Genomic DNA, 21,956 nt, shown 5'->3' with positions numbered 1-21,956 from the left:
GGATAACGTATGGCCACACTTCCACATTAGGAGAATTTTTTTTGTTTGAACAGGATAAAGATACCATTTACCGTGTTTTTAGGATCACAATTTTCGATGTTAGGTTTTACGCATGGCTAGTGCAGTTGTGACCGTTACTGAACCGGAATCTGGTCATTTGGGACTCTGCCGGTCATGGGTGTCCGTTAGGTTGTAAGTAGACTAGTCACTGAAGGTTAAGCTGGTTAAGCAGCGCAGGTTAGTATGAGCCACTATTCAAAGATTAAGCGAAATTCCTCATTTGGAAGTTGTTTAGTCTTTTTGTTGTTGATGGATTTAAGGTAATAATTAGCTTTAAACAAATAGTATTGCCCGTTGTAAACCCTTTGCCTTTATAATAAAAGGGCATCCGTTTTCTGGAAGATAAGTAAAGTTGGCGTTTGATTGACGAGAAGATTTTGAAGATAAACCGCGTGTAAACATAGAGTAGGGTTTTGGCATTTGTACGAAGAAACATACAAAATGAATCCCTGACAAAAGATCGCCTCGCAGCAGTACCGGTACCAGTACCAGGATCAGGATCAGTAACAGCATTACCAGTAAAGGTAACAAGCGGCAGTACTAGACCGGTACCAAAAGATTGATACTTGTTTTGAACTTAAAGTATGTATGCCCTTACATAAATACTTATGATAACGGAGAGGTGCAGGAGATGACGATTTCCGAGGAGCAACGCTTTTTGCTAAATGCAGTAGAGGGCTGGTTCAACCGTCCCGATCAGCTTGAGTACTATGCCATGGAATGCGGGCAAGCTCCTACGGAGGCAGAGAAGCATTTGCTGAATGGTATGCCCGGGGAGGGTGCAGTTCTGGACATTGGCTGTGGAGCGGGCAGGATCAGCTTTATTTTGGCGGAAAATGGTTATGAAGTGACCGGCATAGATGTCAGCGAAGGGTTATTGAAAATGGCTCGGCATTTTGCATTAGACAAGCAATTGGCAATTACGTTTTTGCAAAATGAAGGGGCGAAGCTGCCGTTCCCGGATGAAACGTTTGCTAGTGCGGTTGTTTTTAAGGTGTTGTGCTATTTGCCTACCCGGGAGCTGCGGAGCGAATTTCTGAGTGAACTGTATCGAGTGTTGAAACCGGGGGGAATATGCGTCCTGACCCAGCATATTGTACCGGATGAGTACCAGGAAGATGGCAGAGATGAGCATTTCGCCAAAAGCGAGGCCTCCCGATTCAGTATTCTGGAACGTGGCGACCATCTTCCGCTGGGGGTAGGTTACGTTCATTGGTTTACAGTGGATGAGTTATGGCAAGAACTAGGCGACACAAATTTCGATATCGATACTTTTGAAAGCGATGAAGCATACGGCGGCGCCGGCTTTATCCAACTTATCCGGTTAAGAAAATCCCCAATAGACTGAGATTGTATAAATAGGAGGCTACAGCATCATGGAAATGGATTTTATTATCCTTCACGGTTCGCCCGGAAACGGCAAAACAACCTTGGCACGAATGCTTCATGAGCACTTGAAGGCGCCGTATTTTGAATTCGGCTGGATACCGGAGTTTCGTTCCTTAACGCCTTATACGGACATTTCTCAAGCGGAGGAAGAACAGTTATCCTTTGAGAATCTGATATTGGTTGCCAAAAACTACAACAGCCATGGTTTTAAACATATTATTTTAACGGATTTGAACGACATCAGAATGACGGATATCCCCCATGTATTCAAGGGATACCGGTATATCATTTTGACCCTGTACAGTGATCATGAGGATGTCATCAAGCAGAGAGTGTTAACGAGGGACAACGGGAATGGCTATTGCGATTGGGAAGCCTCAATTTCCATGAACGCATTGATTGCGTCCAGAGAGACGTTGCCCAACGAATATCGCATCGAAAACTCCAGGCCAAATGCAGAGAAGACTTTGGACATATTGCTTGATCTGATAAAAAATCATGAGCCGGATGACTCGAGCGACATCAGTATTGAGCGTCAACAGTATTACAGCTACATAGACCACGCATAAGGAGATCAAGATGGAGCGGGAAGTCACATACTCAACCTCATCAACGCTGGCTCGATTGCTTCGTTATTCCAAATCGTATTATTTATATTACATTTGTTTACTGCTGATCGTGGTGTGCGCCTCTTTTGTCAATTTAGGTTATCTGGAAGCCGTCAGGCAGATTGTATCCGGAGCAACCACAAAAACGTTAAATCCTGTTTATTACGGAGCCGCATTGGCTGCATTAACGACGGGGCTGCAGTTGGTTTTTAGCTTGCTTCAAGAAAAAATAATGATCAAGGTCAAAAATAGATCGATCACAGAAATGCAGCGTCATGTATTGGATGGGATGTATGCCAAAAAGCAGGAGGAGATGGACAACTACCATAGCAGCGATCTTGTCGGCAGACTGTTGAACTCCGTGACCGCCGCTCAAACGGGCGTAAACGAAAAAGCGCTTACCCTTTTTAGCAATGTGATGCAAGTGGTTATGGCTATGGCCTATTTTACATGGTTGAACCTTCCTCTGACGTTGGGGCTGGTTGGATTTGCATTAGCGTACCCGCTGCTTGCTTATCCGATCTCGCGTTACTTGCGCGTGCAGCATGACCGTCTTGGAGATGAGATCGCGCATAGAGATGTGATCCTGCAGGAGGCTGTGCAAGGAAGCCAGGATGTCAGAGCTTACCGGCTTCAGGGCTATCTGGCAGGTTTGCTTCAGGAAAGATTTAACGGAGTGCTTGCGAGAGCGCTGCGTATTTCTTTTTTCGAAAGAGGGAATGAAGCGCTCAACCGATTGTCGACGTTTGGCGGTATGATTTTTACGCTGGGATTTGGCGGTTATCAGGCCCTTAAGGGAGATTTGGCCGTTGCGACGCTTGCGACCTTTGTTGTGACCAGCGGACAATTGACCAACCCGCTATTGTCCATTGCGCGGCTGTGGACGGAGATGATCGGATCGATTGCACAAGCGAGACGGGTTTTTGCCATTCTGGATTTGCCGGATGAAGAGGCAGATAAGAGGAACGTTCCTGATACCTCCCCGTCGCTATCTCCTTCCAATTCATTCAAGTCCTCCGAGATCCCCAGCCCATTGGATTTGCAGGAGGATGCCATTGTTTTACAAAACGTATCCTTCCAGTACCATAACGGGGCGCAGGCGTTGAAGGATATTAATTTCCGGGTCAAAAGAGGCCAGTTAGCGGCAATTGTTGGAGCTAGCGGTTCCGGCAAGTCAAGTATTTTGAAGCTGCTCCTGCGATTGTATCATCCCCAACAGGGAGAGGTGTTTTATCACGGTACGGCTATTGAAAGCCTGGACATGGATCAATGGCGAGCGGAAATCGGGTATGTTCCGCAAGATGCCGTATTGTTTACGGGCACGGTCAGAGACAATATTTGCTTTGGATTGGGCCATATGCCGCAGAGCGAGGTCAAAAAGGCAGCCAGGCTGGCCCATCTGCATGACACGATTGCTTCATTCCCGCAAGGATACGATACGGTTGTGGGAGAGCGGGGAGTGGAACTGTCGGGGGGAGAGAAGCAGCGTCTGGCATTAGCCAGAGCCTATTTGAGAAACCCCAATATGCTTCTGCTGGACGAACCCACCTCGGCGCTGGATATCGAAAATGAAACAAAGTTCAGAGCTTCTCTTCTTGAGCTAATGAAAGGCCGCACAACGATAATGATCGCCCATAATCTGGACACTATCACAAGCGCCGATCTCATAATCGTTATGAAAGACGGCAGGGTTGAAGAGACGGGAAGACATGATGAGTTAATGAGCAGGCAAGGACATTATTATTCACTGGCGCAAGGCGAGATAGCATAGGAAAGGAGACAGAAGTTGTTTTGAACACAAAAATGAACACAGAAATAAAAACACAAATGAACACCAGAAAAACGCTGTCTCTTCTTTTCAAATATGCGAAGAAATATTGGATCATTATCTTGTTTCTCCCCCTATTGATCGGCGTAGATATCGGTTTTGAAATAGGAGTTGCCCAAGTTCAGGGATTATTTATTGATACGGCAAACAAAGGCACAACGACGGATTTGATGAATGTCATACTATTTGTTGTTTGTTTGCTTCTAGGCGCTATTTTGTTGTTGGCGCTGCATAAACATCTGATCGTAAAGCTGCTTGGTTTTGTTCATCGGGATTTGACCCTGAGCCTGTTTGATGTTATCAACCATATGCCCTTCGGCAAACGCCAGAAATACCACTCCGGCGAGCTGGTTACAAGGCTGAAGGACGATGCCGAGCATAGCTCGACCATTATTGAAGCCTTCGTTGAATTCATCACCGTATTCGTGCTCATTCTATTTTCATTTCTTTATTTGATCAAAATAGATGTGGTATTAGCCGTGTTGGGAGCCGTCAGTTCCCCTATTTTATTTTTCATCGGCCGTTTTTTCGACAACAGAATCGCGCTTCGATCGGATGATGTCCAGCAGAAGGAACAGGCGCTGCGGGAAACGTCGCAGGAATTTGTTCAAGGATTGCCCGTCATTAAAACCTTTCAGGCCAAAAGTCTGTACCGTAATCAATTCATGAACCAGCGAAAAGAGCTCAATCAATCGCAAACCAGGCTTGCCATGACCAATGCCATGAGCCGAAGCGTGACGGAAGGCAGCTTCCAACTGATATACATTGTGGCTCTCGTTTTTATAGCAATCGCGGCAACCCGGAATACGTTGACACCCGGCGCAATCGTCACCTTCAGTGTTTTATTCGAACTGGTCGTGTGGCCCGTAATTGGCCTATCCGATCAGTACAGCCGCGTACAGGAAGGCGTCGGTGCCTTTAACCGTATTTTTCGCCTCCTGAAGCCTGGGGCGGAGGGAGGAACGATGCCGAAGGAAGCGATTCTTCCGGACGCAGATACGGCTATCTCCCTGAAAAATGTATACTTCCAGCCCGAAGAGGCCCATAAGCCGCTGGTTAAAAAGGTTGATTTTCAACTGAGGAAGGGGGAAACGGTGCTGGTTATCGGCCCAAGCGGCGCTGGCAAATCTACTTTCGCAAGGTTGTGCAGCGGTCTGTATGAGCCTACGGATGGGGAGGTGCATCATATGGGCCTGCCGCAAAAAAGTAATGATGGGGACAGCCCCCGATTAGTTTATGTAAGCCAAGCCCCTTATTTGTTTACGGGAACGGTGAGAGAGAATATTGCCCTTGCCCAGAGGCAGGCAACGGACCGGGATATTGCGTCTGCTGCCGGAATGGCGGGGCTGGATACATTCATTGATGGACTTCCGGAGGGATACGATACCGTCATCACGGAGCAGGGTGACAATTTTTCCGGTGGCCAAAAACAACGGCTTTCCTTGTCCCGAGCCTTCCTGCACAGAGATTGCGACATTGTGATTATGGATGAACCTACCTCCGCGCTGGACCCGGCCAAAGAACAACAGGTCGTGAAATCGTTGGAGTTGTATTTGAAGAATAAATCTGCGATTCTGATTACACATCGTCCTGCGCTTCTTCCGTTGGCCGACCGGATTATTGTCATGAATGAAGGCTCCATTGCAGAGGAAGGCACTCACGAAGAGCTGGCGGGCAGAGAAGGCTTTTATAGCCGACTTTTGAAAAGTGGAGGTTTTTGCAATGAGGGAACAGGGTTATTCGTTTAATCCCGAGGAAACCAGTGGAATCATTAACCGCTTCGGAGCAGACTTTTTTAAGCATGTAGCGGGAAATCTTGCGATATTTTGCGAAAAGTGGCAGCTGACGGAGTTGGCGCTTATACCTTCCTTTTCGGCCAATCTGGTGTTTACGTGTACTTCCGATTTATTTGGAGACGCCGTAATAAAAATAGGGGACCCGAATTCCGCGTATATAGAGACAGAGTTTCAGGCTTTGTGTGCTTATGGCGGAAGGCCGTTTTGCAAGGTATTCGATGTGGATAGGGCGGGCGGAGCGCTGCTTGAGGAACGGATCTTCCCGGGCACGCAGCTGCGCAAGGTGGACTCGATGGAGGAAAGAGCGGAGCGATTTTGCTCCCTATACAAGGGCTTGCACATACAGCCGCCTAAGGATGGGATCGCGTTCCCTACGTACAGCCGGTGGGTAGAGAGAATAACGGAATATATGAGGGGCAAGGATGATTGCCGAGAGCTGTACGGTCATATGGAAAAAGCCTGCAACTTGTATCGGGAGTTGTCGGCCAAATATAACCAACGCATGCTGCTCCATGGCGATTTTCATCATGATAATATATTGCTTAGCCACGACGGCAGCTATGTCATTATCGACCCTAAAGGCGTAATCGGCGACCCTCTGTTTGATGTGCCTCGATTTATGCTCAATGAGTTTGAGGACCAGTTGACGCCGGAATTGGCAGTCAAACTAACGAGTCTGATCGGGCTCTTGGAGAGGAAACTGGATATCCCCGGAAGCGTTTTGCGAACCTGTCTCTACGTCGAGACGGTTATGGGAATGTGCTGGAGCGCCGAGGACGGAGCGGGACCTGAAGAGTACATCAAGTTGCTGGAAACAGCAGCGTTTGCCGAAGCTCTTTTACAGACAAGGGAGGGTGATATACCTGGAAGCATTTTTTGGCCCGGACGAAAAGACGCAGATTAAACAGTTGCAAGAGCTAAGAGCGGAAGACCTGCTGCACTTGGGCGCGTTTGGATACCGTTCCACTGAAAAATACGAACTAACCGTTGAGGAATCAGAGCATACCTTTGGGCTGGGACTGAAGCTGGTTCAGTTGGATACCCCGTATATAAAAAGCGAAATGAACGAGGACGAAGATATTAGGCGTTACGGAAAGCTGGCCCAATCCGGCCATGCATTCGGAATTTTGCTCAATGACAGTCTGGTCGCTTTGGTAGTTACGGAGCCTCAAGCGTGGAATAACACGCTGATGATTTGGCACTTGCAAGTGCATGAAGCCCATCAAAGGAAGGGCTTTGGTCGGCGCTTAATGGAATATGTTTGCCGCTTTGCAGAGGAGGCTGGATTTCGTGCTGTCAGTCTGGAAACGCAAAATACCAATGTTCCCGCCATTCGATTCTATAAGCGTTGCGGATTTTCAATCGAAGCCATCGATAAATCCCTATACAGCAACAATGATGATGGCAGCGGGGAAGCGGCGTTATTTATGCGGAAGAAGTTGAAAGCTTAACGCTGTCCGTTCTTTTTACTGTTGTGATAGATTTCAGTAACTTTCAGCCTCTATTAAACGTCATAAAGTGGAAGAATCATTTTCCAAATATGGACTTAGGAGGCGCTCTTATGGAAATGCCAACGCATATTATAGCCGTTGGAGGATTACGTTCTTAAATAAGGACAGACGCCACTCGCAAGCAACCCCGCTATTTGAAGGAGGGACAGCAGTCATGTCCGAAAATAAATTAATAGGCGCAGCGGCAATCCTTTTAAACGAAGAAGGCCATGTGTTGGTGGTCAAGCACAGCTATGGAAAAAAGAATTGGGACCTGCCCGGAGGCAAGGCGGAGGCCAACGAGTCGGCACGCGAAACGGCGGAGCGCGAAGTGTTTGAAGAGACCGGCCTAACGGTGAAAACCGAAAAATTGACGGGAATTTATTATGATCCCCAGTTTGATATGCATCATTTTGTTTTTATGGCCCACGTCGCGGTTGGCCCGGCCATGCCCACTCCAAGCTCGCCGGAAATAGTGGAGTGCCGCTTCTGCCCGATCGGGGATTTGCCCCGGCCGATGAGTGATTTTACCGCAAACCGCATCATGAACGCCATTCAGGGCTCGCAAGAGCTTTTTCATATGATCGGCCCCAGGCAATGGCTGGATTAGTAGGTTCAGGAGGGATAACAGTGAAGCCGTTGTTGAAAGAAATAACGCTTAGTGATCTTAGTCGTATTGAGGTACACTATTATAAAGGCGCAGCTAACGTCAAATTCTATCAAACGATATTGGTTATCGCCTATTCCGGTGAATACGGATTTGGTTCCTAAGAACCTTGTTGCTTGGCGTTGCAACCGAGAAGCCGATAGAGTCGGTAGAGTGGGTTTTCAAAGACGTAGACAGCGCATGGCACTATGTCAACAAACAATTAAACAAGACTAATACGTAGTTTTATACATAAAAGGAGCTCATCATGTTACCTAATACGATACCTAGCATCAAGCATGCGGAGCGGCTTGCTTTAATCATCCATTCGAACGACAAATCCAGGGGATTGAACCCTTTCCGCAAAGGAAACGGCTCGGGGCCTGAGGGGTTATTATCTTTTATTGAAGACAAATCCAATGGAATGCCGGGCAAGCTTGCGGAAACCATCAAAGGCAAAAACGCTTTAACAGCGGCAGACGCCGATGCAATCGACGCCATTCTGAGGGCAAATCCAGGCAGTCAAGGGATAACGGTAAACCGAAAAAAATTGGAAGAATCGATGAATGGAAATCTTCATGTAAGAATTAAGTACAAGGAAAACGGAGAACAGGGTGACAAAGTCGCTGAGGCGGACGGCATGCTGATCTGGAATGCCCGTTAAGGGGCGGGCCGTGCCTTCGGATGTAGCCGAAGCACGGTCTTTTTAGTTGAACAAGAGGAGGGGCTAGCAATGGTCGATGAGCGTTTGCAGTTGATTCGAGGGACTAGAGAAGATGCTAATTATGTGCGGGAAAAGCTCATTCAATTTAATGCAAAGAATATTCCGGGTGGCAGATATGAGGAAGTTCAATTGTCAGTTAAGGACGAGAACGGATTTATTGTAGCCGGACTTAACGGTGAAATGTGCTGGAATTGGATGGAGATTGATATTCTGTGGGTGGAGGAACAACGTCGCGGCCAAGGCCTTGGGAAACAGCTTCTTATGGAAGCGGAGCAGCTTGCGCGATCCAAGGCTTGCGACTTTATCAAGCTCAATACGTTCACCTTTCAGGCTCCGGAGTTTTACAAGAAATACGGCTATGTGGTGCTGGGCGAGATCGACAACGCGCCTAAGGGTCATCGGCACTATTACTACATCAAACGCCTGAATGGAAAAGATAGTGTCAGTGATGCTGCTTGGGAGTTGGAGCAATGATTGCCGAGCAAGAAAACAGATTGCGGGAGATGCTGTCGCAGCATCCTTTTTTGGCAAGGGATTTGGTCTATGTTGAAGCTTTGAAGCTGCCGCATTGGTGCATCTCGGCTGGTTATATCCGCAACTATGTATGGGATTGCCTGCATGAAAAGGAGCAGCCCACCCCGCTAAATGATGTTGATGTCCTCTATTATGACGATACGAATTTAAGCGAAGACGTAGAAAAACATTGCGAGGAGCTTCTGATAAAAGCCTATCCGCATTATCGGTGGTCCGTCAAAAATCAGGCGAGAATGCATCGGAAATCAAATCTTCGCCCCTATCAATCAGTTGAGCATGCAATGAAGCATTGGCCGGAAACCGCAACAGCCGTTGGCGTTGCGCTGGATGAGGAAGGCCGATTGGAGATTATAGCTCCTCATGGCCTTGAGGATCTTTTTGGCTTGTTGGTCAGACAAAGCCCCTATTTTGCTGACCGAAACTATTTTTTCTCCAGAATTAAACGCAAGGGATGGCTGGAGAGATGGCCAAAGCTGGTTGTGGTGGATTGATCGTTCCTTTGAAAGGGACCATTGGGCAAGTGCAAAAGAGGATAACTAGTCGTTGGAGAGAGAAATCGTTGGAGAGAGAAGGCGATGATGGATGAGTAATGCAATTGCGATTCGTTTCATTAACGAAAGCGATCCGGAAATTATAGCGGAGGCGTTTCGGGAGCAAGGCTGGAATAAGCCGGCCGGACAGTATGAAGACTATTTGGCCGAGCAGCAAAAAGGCGACAGGGTGACGTTGATCGCGGAGGCTGACGGGGTGTTTGCCGGTTACGTCAACGTGATCTGGAAGTCGTATTATCCGCCATTCAGGGAGCAGGGCATACCGGAAATCAATGATTTTAATGTATTGATAAAATATCGCCGGGCAGGAATTGGTTCGGCCTTGATGGACAGGGCTGAAGCTGTCATCCATGAGCGTTCTCCAATAGCCGGAATCGGCGTTGGCATTTTCTCCGACTATGGGAATGCTCAAATCTTATATGCCAAACGCGGTTACGTACCGGATGGAAAGGGGATTTTTAGCGGCGAGGGGCATGTTCAATATGGCGAAAGCATTGTCGTGAACGATGATGTTGCGCTTTATTTGACCAAAACGCTCAGCACTAAAAACGGAGCTTTTTGAATACGCACAAAAAGAGTTTTAAGCATACATGAAAAGGCGGGTTTTGTTGTGAGGAAGCATTGGATGGCGGGAATAGGGCCGATTCTTTTGGTATGCCTGTGCCTGATTCTATCAAGCTGTACGAATTTGGAAGAGGGAATGCTGCCAGAGCAAAAAGAGATTGGGGGAACTGATTCTGCCCAAACGGCCTCTGTTTCGCCTTCGCCAAGCGCGTCTGCACTCTCATGCAAATCGTATGAGGTAGAGGCGGAGCCGGGGGTTTGCAGCTATGCCGTGGAATGTCTGGATGCCGCTGCCTGCGAGGAATGGTCGGAATGGTTTATCGTCGAAATGGAGCAATGGTTCGGCGATTTGGTATACGCGGAGGAATGGGAAGTCGACGAGGAAGAAAGCGAGCTGGAGCCGGAAGCGGTGGTTTCCTACAGCGTAGACGAAGGCACCTTGGGGCTGGAGCCTGCCAATGAAGATGAGGAATATTATGCATGGCTGTGGGATCGATTTACCTGGGTCATTCCCTCTGACCAGAGAACGATGATTGCACGTTTTGAGGTGTTCGACCATGCGGATACAATGGCTTATGTCGTACAGGATGAAGAGGATTATGAAAGCTGGACTTATGCGGCTAATCAAGTTCAAGCGACCTACGAAACGGAACGGGTATTCACCGACATTCATGAATTCGGTCATTTGCTGGCTTTAAACGCTGATCAGGTGGACCCTTATTCCGATGCTGGTCAATGCACAACTTATATGGTGGATGAAGGCTGCGCTAACGAAGATTCCTACATTTATCATTTTTACAAGCAATTTTGGATGGATGGTTCCACCGAGGATGGATCGGATTACGTAAGCGAATACGCGATGTCCGATCTGTATGAGGATTTTGCTGAATCATGGGCGTATTTTGTACTGACGGGCCGTCCGGAGAACCAGACTTTGGCGGATAGCAAGGTTAACTTTTTCTATGTGTATGATGAACTGATCCTGTTAAAGGCAGATTTGTTGGGAAGAACCGCCTCTTGGCTGGAGCGCCAGACGGCTGAGACAGGGTGAGGCAGCTGCAGTGAATGGAGGGCAAGGAATGAGGCATTGGCGGATAGCGCTGGGGTGCTTGTGGGGATTGTGGTCCCTGTTATCGCTTTGGGTATTGTTCTATACTTTGTTGGATAACCTTGCGTTCCATTTATCCATAACCTATATCCCATTTGCTTCCTATAAAATGGTGCAGCAGATGTTTGTAGCCGGAATTTTGATTAGCCTGTTGATAGCGTTAGGCTTATCCGTTATCTTTCTGGTGTTCTTTTTTATTGCCCGTAAAAGGTTTTTGCAATTGAATGTGGCTTACGCGTTGGTGCAGGTCCTCATTCTCCTTTATATCTGGCAGACTGACAACTTCATTCCTTTTTTGCGAGAAATCGTGTAAATTTCTGATGACTTCAAGGAGGACGGCAGCATGAAATTTATTTTGATATTTGGTCCGCAGGCTGTTGGGAAAATGACAGTTGGGCAACGTCTGGCGGAGAAAACGAATTATAAGTTATTCCATAATCATGTATCCATTGATTTTGTGTCGCCGTATTTTGACTATGGCTCGCCCTCCGGCAAGCGATTGGTGAACCTGATCAGGCACGAGATGTTTGAAGAGGTCGCGAGCAGCGATATGGAAGGATTTATTTTTACCTTTGTATGGGCCTTTGACCTGCAGAGCGATTGGGATTACGTAGAGAGAATTTCGCAACAGTTTGAATCGCGGGGCGGAACGGTTTATTTGGTCGAACTTGAAGCAGATGTGGAGGAAAGAATCAAACGAAACGCAACCGAAAACAGGCTTGCCCACAAACCAACCAAACGAAATCTTCAGAAATCGCAGGATGATCTGGTTAGAAGCCACGAAACGTATCGGTTAAATTCGCTGCCCGGCGAGATTAGCGGAAAACACTATTTCAGAATTAATAATACCGACCTGGAGCCGGACCAGGTTGCAGATGCGATTATGGGGCATTTTGGATGGCAAGGCAGTCCGTCAGTTGATGGGGGGACGCAATGATTGAAGTTGAAGAAAACGGGATCCGATTTCTTGAATATCCCTTTACGGCGGCAACCGTTTACCCTAATGGCTTTCTTCCAGTTGCAGATATAAAAGAGATATTGCCGGGTCAATATCCGCCCGAAATTCGCACGGTCGGCGGCGAGGTTTTATTTGTCCATCATCCTTTTAAAAGCGAACTGGAGCAATTTGCGTTGCAGCACCAAATACCCATTGTCAGCAGGGTAGACATATGGGATTTCATTTTGGAAGAGTTTTTGGATACGGAATATAGTGAGGAAATGAAGCTAGGGACATTTGCTGTCTTGAATGATGCCGGCTTGGAACGAGAAGAGGTCGTAGAGCTTAGACAATCCGTTGCCGGGGTCATGATGGCCTACAATTTTGGGTCCATGCTGTGGGAGTGGGTGCATCTGGGATTGTATGATCTTTTAAACGCCTATAGCGGAGTGATGACCGGGGATAGATATAAACTGGAGCCAGAGGCTTTTGGAGAGTTTTATTGGAAAGCCATGCATATCGCAAATAAAGGGGAAATCAGATCTTCCTCATAAATGACAAGGGGAGAGACCATGGGCCTTGACTATACGTTCGTAACGATAATTCCCAAGCATCAATTGGAGCACGTATATGCGTACGTACGAAACCATGGAGTCATTCATAGCGGAAACAGCGCAAGCATTCATTTTCCCCTGGACTCTTTTATTCTGAAATATCTGGAGGGTGGGTATAGCTGGAGACCGCATTATGACCAGGAGGAAATAGAGTTGCATATGGAGCCGGGTGGAAAAGCGAGCATCGGCGGTATTGATTTGTCTACTCGTGAACTGGAGGATTATCCCGATGAAATTGAGGTTTCCTTCACGGCAGTCACCAGCGATATGAGCCGGTTGTTTCAGGATTCAGTTTCTATATCGCAATGGTTTGTAGGGCTGAGTAAGTCATGTGACGCCGTATTAACCTATATCGATCTGGAGGATGAAGGGGCCAGAATCATTTTTTGCCACGGAACCGAAGTTCATCTGGAGCTAAGAGGGAACAATCATCTGGCTGATTTTCGGGAAACCTTTTTTGAAATGATGACGGCTTTTTATAACCGTTATCCTCATTTTGAGTGAGCAGCGGCAAGAAGCTTACCTACTTTGACAAGGAGTTGTCAGACGCAATGGATGATCATAACCTGATTCAGCATTATTTTTCGCTAAGGGAACCCGAGGCGTATCAGTGGAATCTCTCTCCCAGAAGCCTTTATATGGAGATGGAAACCCGTGACTTTTTTCTTCAGCATTTTGAGCCGAAAAGCTGCATCAAAATCTGCAATGTCGGAATCGGAGTTGGCGAGTGGGATGATTTTTTAGGTTACGTCCTGCATGAAAAAGGGAAGCTGACCAGCATGGATATCGATTCCACCATATGTGAGCTATTTCAATACAGGCAGCAAAGAGAAGGACATCTTAATCCCTCATCCGTACGCTGTGCTGATTTTTTGAACTATGAATTTGAGGTGTCGGAACGATTCCATTTGGTTACCTTGATTGGATCAACGCTCCACGAAATCGGGCAGCCCGAGCGGACGGTGGACAAGGTGTTTAGTATTTTGGACAAAAACGGCTGTTTTTTCCTGATGAATATGGAACGATATATGCCCCGGGAGTTGGCTGTGGGGCTTCTTCAGCGTGCGGGATTTTCGATCAAGCAGCTTCAAACCTATGAACGTTATAGTCATTCCGCGTTTTATTGCATTCTTGCGCAGAAGCAGGAACAAGGGGGCGGGGAATCATGAAAACTCTGCAAGCTGTATTTATTGACCGGGATGGCACGATAGGCGGGACGGGGCATTTTATCCATCCAAGAGACTTTACTCTTTTTGAAGGCTCCGCCGAGGCCATATTGATGTTGAAAAATGCGGGGTTTCTTGTATTTGCATTCACCAATCAGCATCGGATATCGAGACAGCAAGCAACCAAGACGGAGTTTGAGGAACAGTTTCAGGCATACGGTTTTGACGATGCTTATATATGTCCCCATAGTGACAAGGATGGGTGCTCCTGCAAAAAGCCGGGGATTGGCATGTTAATAGAGGCGGCGGAGAAACATGGACTGGATTTGAAGCGTTGCGCTGTCATAGGCGATGTTGGCAGTACGGACATGCTGGCGGCCCATCGGGTCGGGGCACTTAAAATTTTGGTGCGGACGGGTTGGGGAGATGCCTCATTAACGACCTTCCGAGATCGCTGGAGCGAAGCTGAGCCGGATTTTGTCGCCGAAAATTTGATTCAGGCCGTTGAATGGCTGACGGCAGCTAGTGAATAAGTAACTATATAAGTTCAACTAAAAAACCGGCAGAAGCAGGTCAGAGTGAGGATGGTTCTGGAGAAGCGGAGCGTTCGCTACTTATATAGAATCCCGGATGGAACGGGGATCTTTGATCCGGGACAGCTACTGTAGAAACGAGGTGTAACAACGATGCAGCAGATTAGACGGAAAAAGGAAGTTGAAGGGCTGGCCGTTCCCGGCATTATTCAAAATGGGGGTCAGCATTTCTATATCAACGTTGACGTATACGAGGATGGCATGTGCAATTGCTGGGAGCTGGTTGATCTGGCTGGCTTAAAAAGCAAGCTCTCTTCGGGCTGGCTAACGCCTGCGGTTCCTGACGGGGACTCCTTGTCCATCCATGGTTTGGGCTCCTTCCAAATTTCTTCCGGCAGCTGGAACTTTGACCGCAAAGGCTATTATGATTTTATTGAGGGCAAAATTCGGGAGCTGAATCCCGGATTTGAAAATATTTATAGGATTACCGACGCACAGAAGAAACGAATGGAGGCAAGGCGAATTTCTCATTCGCCTACAGCCGAGCATTTTTATCCAGTGAGCGAGCTTTTTTATCAAACGGTGTCTGGCAGCAGTTTCTTTATGTTTATGAAGCTAGAGGGATGCAATCATCTGGTCAACCTGGTTGTCTACGCCAATGGCACGGTAGGTATATACGGAGCAGATTTTGAGCTGAATCGCTCGATAAATGAGGTTTTGGAGTGGTTTGAACATCGTATTTTGCTCACAAACCTTGAGTATCCTTCAGAGGTGGTGCTTGCCGAACTGGGTAGGGTTACGGTGATTGGCGAGCATTATGCCGAAAGCTCCGAGGAAAAACAAAAGGAGTTGCTGGACATCTACTCGGTGTTAAAAGGCGATAAAACTGCGTCTGAGACATGTCGCGAAGCTTATTTTCAATACCTGGTCGAGCCGAGCGAATATAACCGGCAAAGGCTGAGGGAAACGTATGAGCTGGTGCCTGAGCATCAACGGATGTATTTGGGGGATATGGACTCCCGGGATAGCGACTATCGCCGAATTATTTATTGCCCCGACGACAAGCGCGAAGTATAATATGCGGCAAAGCGCTATCGCTGGCCTGATGCCCAGAGGTTACTTTTGAATTCAAAGAGAAGAGTGAAGCAATGAGAATAGGTTTTTTTGATTCCGGCATTGGCGGTATAACGGTGCTCCATCAAGCGGTGAAGCTGCTGCCAAAAGAGGACTATCTCTTTTATGCAGACACTGCAAATGTCCCTTACGGGGAAAAAACGCGTGAAGAAGTCAGGCAATGCATGATTGACGCCGTTGATTTTATTGCCCGCCAGCATGTGAAGGCCTTGGTCATTGCTTGCAATACAGCTACCAGTATCGTGATTGAGGAGCTTCGGCAAAGGTATGATTTTCCGATATTAGGCATTGAGCCGGCCGTCAAACCAGCCATTGAAAAATGGGAGGGAAACCGGAAAAAGGTTCTGGTATTGGCTACGAATTTAACGCTAAAAGAGAAGAAGTACAACGAGTTGGTAGAGCGGCTGGACCATGGGGAAATTGTGCACAGCTTGCCTCTGCCCGGACTCGTCCAGCTTGCCGAAAACTTCAGGTTTGATCAGGATGAAGTAGTGGCCTATTTGAAAAGGGAGCTGTCCCGTCTGGATGTTACGCAGTATGGCACGGTTGTGCTTGGCTGCACTCACTTTCCTTATTTTGAGACGGCTCTTGCAGCGGTGTTTCCCGAAGGGACGGATTTTATTTCGGGAAGCGTTGGAACAGCCAAACAGCTAAAGCGTATCCTGGAGGCCAAAGGTCAAATCAACCAAGGCACCGGAGATATTGAGTTTTTCAGATCTGGCGTTAAAGTAGAGGATGCTGCTGCATTAAGCCGCTATCTTGCACTTTTTGATAGGCTGGACGATATCGAGCGCCTTAAACGCTTGGGCATGAATCGCTAGGGAAAAGAAATAAGCTTCAAAACCTTGTTTAAGAGGGTTTTGAAGCTTATTCTTTATTGTCTTATTTATTGTCCTTTACTTAAGCGCCGCTTCAGTACTCGATCCATTAAATAAGATCGGATTTTTTCAGCAATCGCTGGATCAAAACAGCTACTTCAGCACGGGTGATATTGGCTTTTGCATCCAGACTTCCGTCGCTGCGGCCGCCAACTACGCCCGCTTTGACCGTCAGCGCGATGCTTTCTTTTGACCAGCCGCTTGCGGTTGCGGAATCCTCAAATGCCGAGAAGATTTCATCTGCATTTGGTGTACCCGTCGTTGCCGCAAGCCCCGTCAGCTTCATTGCTCGGGCAATGATAGTCATTGCCTGTTCGCGCGTAATGGCGGCGTTTGGACGGAACGTCCCGTCTTCAAACCCGGCAATAAGGTTGTAGGAAACGGCGGTTTGTATGGCGCCCAGATACCAGTCCTGCTCTTTGACATCGCTAAACGGATTCGTTCCTTCGCCAAGACGCAGGCCCAGACCACGAACGACCATAGCCGCAAATTCAGCCCGGGTAATGTCTTTGTTTGGGTTGAATGTTGAGCTGTCGACACCGTTTACGATCATACGGGAGCCCATGTCGTTTACTGCGCCTTTTGCCCAATGATTTTCCATGTCTGCAAAAATCAACGGATGCCAAACAACGGAATAGGTGCTGTTCGTCAAGCTGTTGATCACCGCGTAATGGGTTCCTTCTTCAAGAACGACCTTCGTTGGAACATGTCTTGTAACGCCGTTTGGATCAACAACGATGCCGGTTGTAATTTTGTTAGGATCAACGTTGTCCGGTAATGCGATTTTTCTTTCCACATATACATTGAAGTTCGTGATTTCCACCGATTTATCCTCATGCGAGACGGTTAATTTAAAATCTACAGAAGGAACAACCACTGTGAATTTTCCTTTATCTGCACTATTTCGGACGACCTGATTCATTTCGTCAGATGGTTCAGCAATGATGATGTTTACGGACATATCGCTAAGCTTTGTGCCTGGCGACAGTGTTTCGGCTAATTGCCCGATGTTGATTTCATGCGCGGGAATATGGTAGCTTGCATGATCCGTCCGCAGAACCAAGGTTGCAGAACGATTGTCCATATTTTGAATGCTTTGACCGTTCAGTTCTCCCCTAATAATGGTTGAGCTTGAACTGATCGGCACGGTTACGATGGCTCCATTGCCTTGGGAATCCAGCTTGGCCTGCAGCTTTTGCGGGTCAACGATCACCGTTGTTGTAGTTAAACCATTGGTTTCGGTTGTTTTTGCTTTGCCGGCGTTTTCGCTAATGCCGTTTACGATAACAATAACATCCGTTTCGGTTGAAGAAGGCCCGGTAACAACAGGAGGTGTTGTTGTGGTACCGCCTGATGTCTGCTCCTGAATTACAACCGCTGTAGTGAATCCAAACTTTACAATCTTCCCGTCGGCATCAACTTCGGCCACTCCGATTTTTTCGCCATGGGCTGCGTTTACTAGTCCGCTATCCGGCAGGTCAGCGTAGTCGGTTGCAGCATCGCCAACCCTTGGAGGGATAACCTCGTTGCTGCCCAAATTTTTGTAAACTAGCTTGTGACCTCTAGTAGTCGGAGTTGGTGCTGCTGCAATTGCCGTTTTGCCGTTATTTGCTGTGCCGCTTGGATCAACAGCCGTTACGGTAAGGCCAGCAGCAACCGGTGCCGTAAAGTACAATGTAACCTCTGCGCCTGCGGGTACAGAACCGCTTGCGGCTACACGCACTTTAACTGTATGCGCGCCATTCAAGACTGGCAGATTATTGCCATCGTATTTAACGTAACTGCCGCCGTCAATCTGGTATTCCATCGTTGTATTCAGACCGGTGATCCGATCGTTCACATCATCGGCTGAAACATTAGGAGCCCCTGGGGCAGCAGGCAACGTTCCAATGATCGTTGCGGTTTCCTCGGAAGCAAAGGCCGAGGAAGTTGCTTTTGTGCGAACATAATACGTGTCCGGCTCCAGTCCGGAAACAGTTGCGCTTGAAATGTCCGACCAAGCGCCAGCAGCGCCTTTTTTATACTCGCCGCCAACTGGCAGGCCGGTAAGGCTGCCGTCTTTTGCGCCGGTATAGGTTTCGTCCGTTTTGCCCACGCCTGATGGAGCGGCAGGACGATTCGGAATGACCAGCGACTGAGCCAAGCTGTTGGTTGTAGTCGTGCCATTGCCAACTTTGACGATACTCAGGGTTTCGCCAAGCCAAGCCGAGTCGATGACAATTTTGCCGTCACTGTCAGCGGCAGCATTTTGCCCGTTGATCAGGTAAGCGGCGTTAGCGGTCAATCCGGTCAGTTGTTCATCTACAAAGCTTATGAGAGCCGCAGGTGTCGCCTCAGCAGTAGCCGAGGTAGAGCCCACCGTTACGGCAGCCTCCTCCGAGACAAATGCCGAGGAAGTTGCTTTAATCCGAACATAATACGTGTCCGGCTCCAGCCCGGTAACAGTTATGTTTGAAATGTCCGACCAAGCGCCAGCAGCGCCTTTTTTATATTCGCCGCCAACAGGCAGGCCGGTGAGGCTGCCGTCTTTTGCGCCGGTATAGGTTTCGTCCGTTTTGCCCACGCCTGAGGGCGCGACAGGACGATCCGGAATGACAAGCGATTGAGCCGAGCTGTTGGTTGTAGTCGTGCCATTGCCAACTTTGACGATGCTTAACGTTTCGCCCAGCCAAGCTGAGTCAATGGCAATTTTTCCGTCGCTGTCAGCGGCAGCGTTTTGCCCGTTGATCAGGTAAGCGGCAATAGCCACTAAACCAGTCAGTTGTTCATCTACAAAGCTGATGAGAGCCGAAGGTGTCGCCTCAGCTGTAGCTGAGGTAGAGCCCACCGTTACGGCAGCTTCTTCAGAAACAAAAGCCGAGGAAGTTGCTTTTGTGCGAACATAATACGTGTCCGGCTCCAGTCCGGAAACAGTTGCGCTTGAAATGTCCGACCAAGCGCCAGCAGCGCCTTTTTTATACTCGCCGCCAACTGGAAGGCCGGTGAGGCTGCCGTCTTTTGCGCCGGTATAGGTTTCGTCCGTTTTGCCCACGCCTGATGGAGCGGCAGGACGATTCGGAATGACCAGCGACTGAGGCGTGCTATTGGTTGTAGTCGTGCCATTGCCAACTTTGACGATGCTTAACGTTTCGCCCAGCCAAGCCGAGTCAATGGCAATTTTGCCGTCGCTGTCAGCGGTAGCGTTTTGCCCGTTGATCAGGTAAGCGGCGTTAGAAGTCAAACCAGTCAGCTTTTCATCTGCAAAACTGATGATAGCCGCAGGTGTCGTTTCGGGCTGAGTTGTGGGGCCGCTAGGCACTCCCATGACAATACGTACATTGTTATCGCCTACAATGTAGAACGCCACATTTTGCACAGAAATGTTATTGATGGCCGTACTGCTAATACCAGTCGTTTGCTCGTTATAGTTCGTCCAATTTGTAAAGTCGGAAGTGGCATAAAGAACATACGTATCCGGAGGCGAAGAAAGGTATTCCAGGCCGCCTGTTACAAAATAACCGTCACTGTACTGAATGGTTTTCATTGTGGCATAAACGCTGCTATCAATGACGTGCGTATTCCAGGTTGCAATCTCATCCAATGAGTTGCCTGTTGCCGACAAAACTACGGCATTGCCATTTTCATCAGCGCCGGTAATCGCATAGGTGCCTTCTCCATAGGCTACATCTGCCAAATCGTAGAACACCGCATAATAGTCGCTTAATGAGTCTAACTTCGTCCAATTTCCGCCGCTTCCATCTGATACCCAGAAGCTGTCGTACGGCGCAGTTGCGATATAGACGCCGTTGACGTCCTTCACATGAGCAAATTCAGTGCCGCTATGGCTGTTATCGACTGTCCAGTTGCTTCCATCGGGGGAGGCAAGTATCGAACCCCCATTTGTAACAGCAACAAACCCTCGACTGCTTCCATATGTGATAGCCGTTACTTTACCGGCTGTCCCGGCAGGAAGATCCTCTAATGTCCAAGATACACCATCTGAGGAACGCGCGATTTTTTTGCCGATAGCGATAAAGGCGTTATTCCCATAGGCAACATCATAAAACTCTGTTTTGGGTAGAAAGTCATCCACGGAGCTCAGATTACTCCAGCCGCTTGAAGAGGTCAGCAAAAAGCTGTCGATTTCTCCGCCGCTTCGCGAAGGGACCGTTGCGACGCCAACCCATTGCGAACCATTGTAAGCGACGCCTTGTATGTTTCCTTCAAATCGGCTCCAAGAAGATTTGTCTGGGGAAACAACCAGACTTTTAGTGCCGTTGGTGACCAAAACAAAACTGCTGCCGTTAGTTGCCGCATCCAGAATAGTTAAATTTGTAATGGCAGTTTTTGGAGTCCAAGAGGCGCCGTCATCTGCTGATTCAAACCAGTTGCCGCCCACACCGAACCGATAAAGCGTCGATCCGTCTTGAAGACTGCCGCGCATGCCGGTATAATCGGATGCCGGTGCAAATGTTATTCCGTCACTGCTGGAATAGGCGTCTGACCCATTTCTGGTGACGTATAATTTATTGTTGTATACCGAAAAGGAATCGAGCGCGTAGTCGTCAATAAATCCTTTCGTCCAACTGCTTAAGTTAGTTGAGTAGGCATAGCTGCCGAATACATTGCCGCCAACAACATACCGCCCCGAGATATAGGCCATGTCCATCAAAAAAAACGGAGTGGAGGTCGTTGAGCTGACAGGCCAAAATTTTTCTGGCGCTGCTGTCAAAGTCCAGTTCAAGCCATCGGTGGATGAATAAATGATGCCGACGTCCAGACTACGGTCATTACCGCTCCATCTGCCGCCAACTGCAAAAAACTGATTGTTGAGAAAAACGGCTTTTTGCAGAATGGTGCCATCGATACTTGAAGAACGATCGGTCCAATTTTCGCCGTCGGGCGATGTCATCAATTTGGCGGTTGCGTTCGAAGTCGTATTTAATCCAACCGCGACATACATATTTTTTTCGAAAACAATACTTCTCCAGCTAGTTGCTTCATTAGACACAGGAGCTGCAACTCTAGTCCAATTAATACCGTCCAATGATTGACCGATATAACCCCTGTCTCCAACAGCAGTATACTTGCCGTTTGCGTACACGATACCGTTAAGCATGCCATCGGCATTGCCGCTTAGGGCAGATTGCAGTGACGGCCCCCCATTAGCGGAAGCTTCTGTCTTTGGAAGGTAACCAGTTGGGAAAATAAATGCGAACAACAAAAGATAGATAAGTACCTTTTTCCCACGATTAAAATGTTTCACTTTTTGCTTCCTCCCATTTCCATGATGTCGATCAATTGGGTATACTTGCCTTAATAAAGCAATGCTTAAAGCGGAATTCTGTCCTGTACTATTTCTTGGCAGAAGCAGGCACATGGAATCAGGAATAGTATACTGGGACACGCTGTACACG

22 protein-coding genes are annotated in these 21,956 nt (G+C 48.0%); 21 read left to right on the top strand and 1 reads right to left on the bottom strand.

The genetic code is table 11. The annotated features are described in order from the left end of the window. Positions 1 to 691: 691 nt before the first annotated feature. The 21 genes from ACX93W_RS27085 (at position 692) to murI (ending at position 16,503) form a co-directional block, all read left to right on the top strand. The gene (locus tag ACX93W_RS27085) at positions 692 to 1,408 is read left to right on the top strand and encodes a class I SAM-dependent methyltransferase (protein WP_459395492.1); all 717 of its coding nucleotides are present in this window, start codon (positions 692 to 694) and stop codon (positions 1,406 to 1,408) included. Between the two features lie 28 nt (positions 1,409 to 1,436). After that, the gene (locus ACX93W_RS27080) at positions 1,437 to 2,018 is read left to right on the top strand and encodes an AAA family ATPase (protein ID WP_459395491.1); all 582 of its coding nucleotides are present in this window, start codon (positions 1,437 to 1,439) and stop codon (positions 2,016 to 2,018) included. 10 nt (positions 2,019 to 2,028) lie between these two features. Continuing rightward, a complete protein-coding gene (locus ACX93W_RS27075) occupies positions 2,029 to 3,828 on the top strand; it encodes an ABC transporter ATP-binding protein (RefSeq protein WP_459395490.1) in 1,800 nt (599 codons plus the stop codon). A gap of 20 nt (positions 3,829 to 3,848) precedes the next feature. Further along, positions 3,849 to 5,633, top strand: a complete 1,785-nt coding sequence (locus ACX93W_RS27070; protein WP_459395489.1) for an ABC transporter ATP-binding protein — start codon at positions 3,849 to 3,851, stop codon at positions 5,631 to 5,633. Next, complete coding sequence (locus ACX93W_RS27065) at positions 5,608 to 6,585, top strand: aminoglycoside phosphotransferase family protein (RefSeq protein ID WP_459395488.1); 978 nt, start codon at positions 5,608 to 5,610, stop codon at positions 6,583 to 6,585. The genes ACX93W_RS27070 and ACX93W_RS27065 overlap by 26 nt, the downstream gene beginning before the upstream one ends. Continuing rightward, positions 6,536 to 7,132, top strand: coding sequence for a GNAT family N-acetyltransferase (locus ACX93W_RS27060; protein WP_459395487.1), 597 nt, complete (start codon positions 6,536 to 6,538; stop codon positions 7,130 to 7,132). Before ACX93W_RS27065 ends, ACX93W_RS27060 begins: the two co-directional genes overlap by 50 nt. Before the next feature lie 214 nt (positions 7,133 to 7,346). Then, a complete protein-coding gene (locus ACX93W_RS27055) occupies positions 7,347 to 7,781 on the top strand; it encodes an NUDIX hydrolase (RefSeq protein ID WP_459395486.1) in 435 nt (144 codons plus the stop codon). A gap of 20 nt (positions 7,782 to 7,801) precedes the next feature. Continuing rightward, positions 7,802 to 7,942 carry a hypothetical protein gene (locus ACX93W_RS27050; protein ID WP_459395485.1) on the top strand — a complete coding sequence of 47 codons (141 nt, stop codon included), beginning with the start codon at positions 7,802 to 7,804 and terminating at the stop codon, positions 7,940 to 7,942. Positions 7,943 to 8,085: 143 nt separating this feature from the next. Then, positions 8,086 to 8,481, top strand: a complete 396-nt coding sequence (locus tag ACX93W_RS27045) for a DUF6210 family protein (protein WP_459395484.1) — start codon at positions 8,086 to 8,088, stop codon at positions 8,479 to 8,481. Positions 8,482 to 8,550: 69 nt separating this feature from the next. Then, positions 8,551 to 9,015: a GNAT family N-acetyltransferase gene (locus ACX93W_RS27040; protein ID WP_459395483.1), complete on the top strand. Its 465-nt coding sequence runs from the start codon at positions 8,551 to 8,553 to the stop codon at positions 9,013 to 9,015. Further along, positions 9,012 to 9,566, top strand: a complete 555-nt coding sequence (locus tag ACX93W_RS27035) for a nucleotidyltransferase family protein (RefSeq protein WP_459395482.1) — start codon at positions 9,012 to 9,014, stop codon at positions 9,564 to 9,566. The genes ACX93W_RS27040 and ACX93W_RS27035 overlap by 4 nt, the downstream gene beginning before the upstream one ends. 91 nt (positions 9,567 to 9,657) lie before the next feature. Continuing rightward, a complete protein-coding gene (locus ACX93W_RS27030) occupies positions 9,658 to 10,188 on the top strand; it encodes a GNAT family N-acetyltransferase (RefSeq protein ID WP_459395481.1) in 531 nt (176 codons plus the stop codon). Positions 10,189 to 10,236: 48 nt separating this feature from the next. Then, positions 10,237 to 11,241 (top strand): hypothetical protein, encoded by a 1,005-nt coding sequence (locus tag ACX93W_RS27025; protein WP_459395480.1) that lies wholly within the window; start codon positions 10,237 to 10,239, stop codon positions 11,239 to 11,241. Between the two features lie 28 nt (positions 11,242 to 11,269). Then, positions 11,270 to 11,611 (top strand): hypothetical protein, encoded by a 342-nt coding sequence (locus tag ACX93W_RS27020; RefSeq protein ID WP_459395479.1) that lies wholly within the window; start codon positions 11,270 to 11,272, stop codon positions 11,609 to 11,611. Between the two features lie 30 nt (positions 11,612 to 11,641). Continuing rightward, a complete protein-coding gene (locus tag ACX93W_RS27015) occupies positions 11,642 to 12,235 on the top strand; it encodes an AAA family ATPase (protein WP_459395478.1) in 594 nt (197 codons plus the stop codon). Next, a complete protein-coding gene (locus tag ACX93W_RS27010; protein WP_459395477.1) occupies positions 12,232 to 12,789 on the top strand; it encodes a hypothetical protein in 558 nt (185 codons plus the stop codon). The genes ACX93W_RS27015 and ACX93W_RS27010 overlap by 4 nt, the downstream gene beginning before the upstream one ends. Before the next feature lie 18 nt (positions 12,790 to 12,807). Further along, a complete protein-coding gene (locus ACX93W_RS27005) occupies positions 12,808 to 13,353 on the top strand; it encodes a hypothetical protein (protein WP_459395476.1) in 546 nt (181 codons plus the stop codon). 47 nt (positions 13,354 to 13,400) lie between these two features. Then, on the top strand, positions 13,401 to 14,018 hold the full coding sequence (locus ACX93W_RS27000) for a class I SAM-dependent methyltransferase (RefSeq protein ID WP_459395475.1): 618 nt from the start codon (positions 13,401 to 13,403) through the stop codon (positions 14,016 to 14,018). After that, entirely contained in the window at positions 14,015 to 14,548 is a 534-nt protein-coding gene (locus ACX93W_RS26995; RefSeq protein WP_459395474.1) for an HAD-IIIA family hydrolase, read from the top strand. Before ACX93W_RS27000 ends, ACX93W_RS26995 begins: the two co-directional genes overlap by 4 nt. Positions 14,549 to 14,701: 153 nt before the next feature. Continuing rightward, positions 14,702 to 15,625 (top strand): DUF7638 domain-containing protein, encoded by a 924-nt coding sequence (locus ACX93W_RS26990; protein WP_459395473.1) that lies wholly within the window; start codon positions 14,702 to 14,704, stop codon positions 15,623 to 15,625. A 71-nt stretch (positions 15,626 to 15,696) separates the two neighbouring features. Then, positions 15,697 to 16,503: a glutamate racemase gene (gene murI / locus ACX93W_RS26985; RefSeq protein WP_459395472.1), complete on the top strand. Its 807-nt coding sequence runs from the start codon at positions 15,697 to 15,699 to the stop codon at positions 16,501 to 16,503. A 106-nt stretch (positions 16,504 to 16,609) separates the two neighbouring features. Here murI and ACX93W_RS26980 read toward each other — a convergent pair whose 3' ends face one another. Next, entirely contained in the window at positions 16,610 to 21,805 is a 5,196-nt protein-coding gene (locus ACX93W_RS26980) for an S-layer homology domain-containing protein (protein WP_459395471.1), read from the bottom strand. Positions 21,806 to 21,956: the final 151 nt, after the last annotated feature.

This window comes from Paenibacillus sp. CAU 1782 (assembly GCF_054551715.1).
This window is presented reverse-complemented; position numbering and strand designations above follow the sequence as displayed.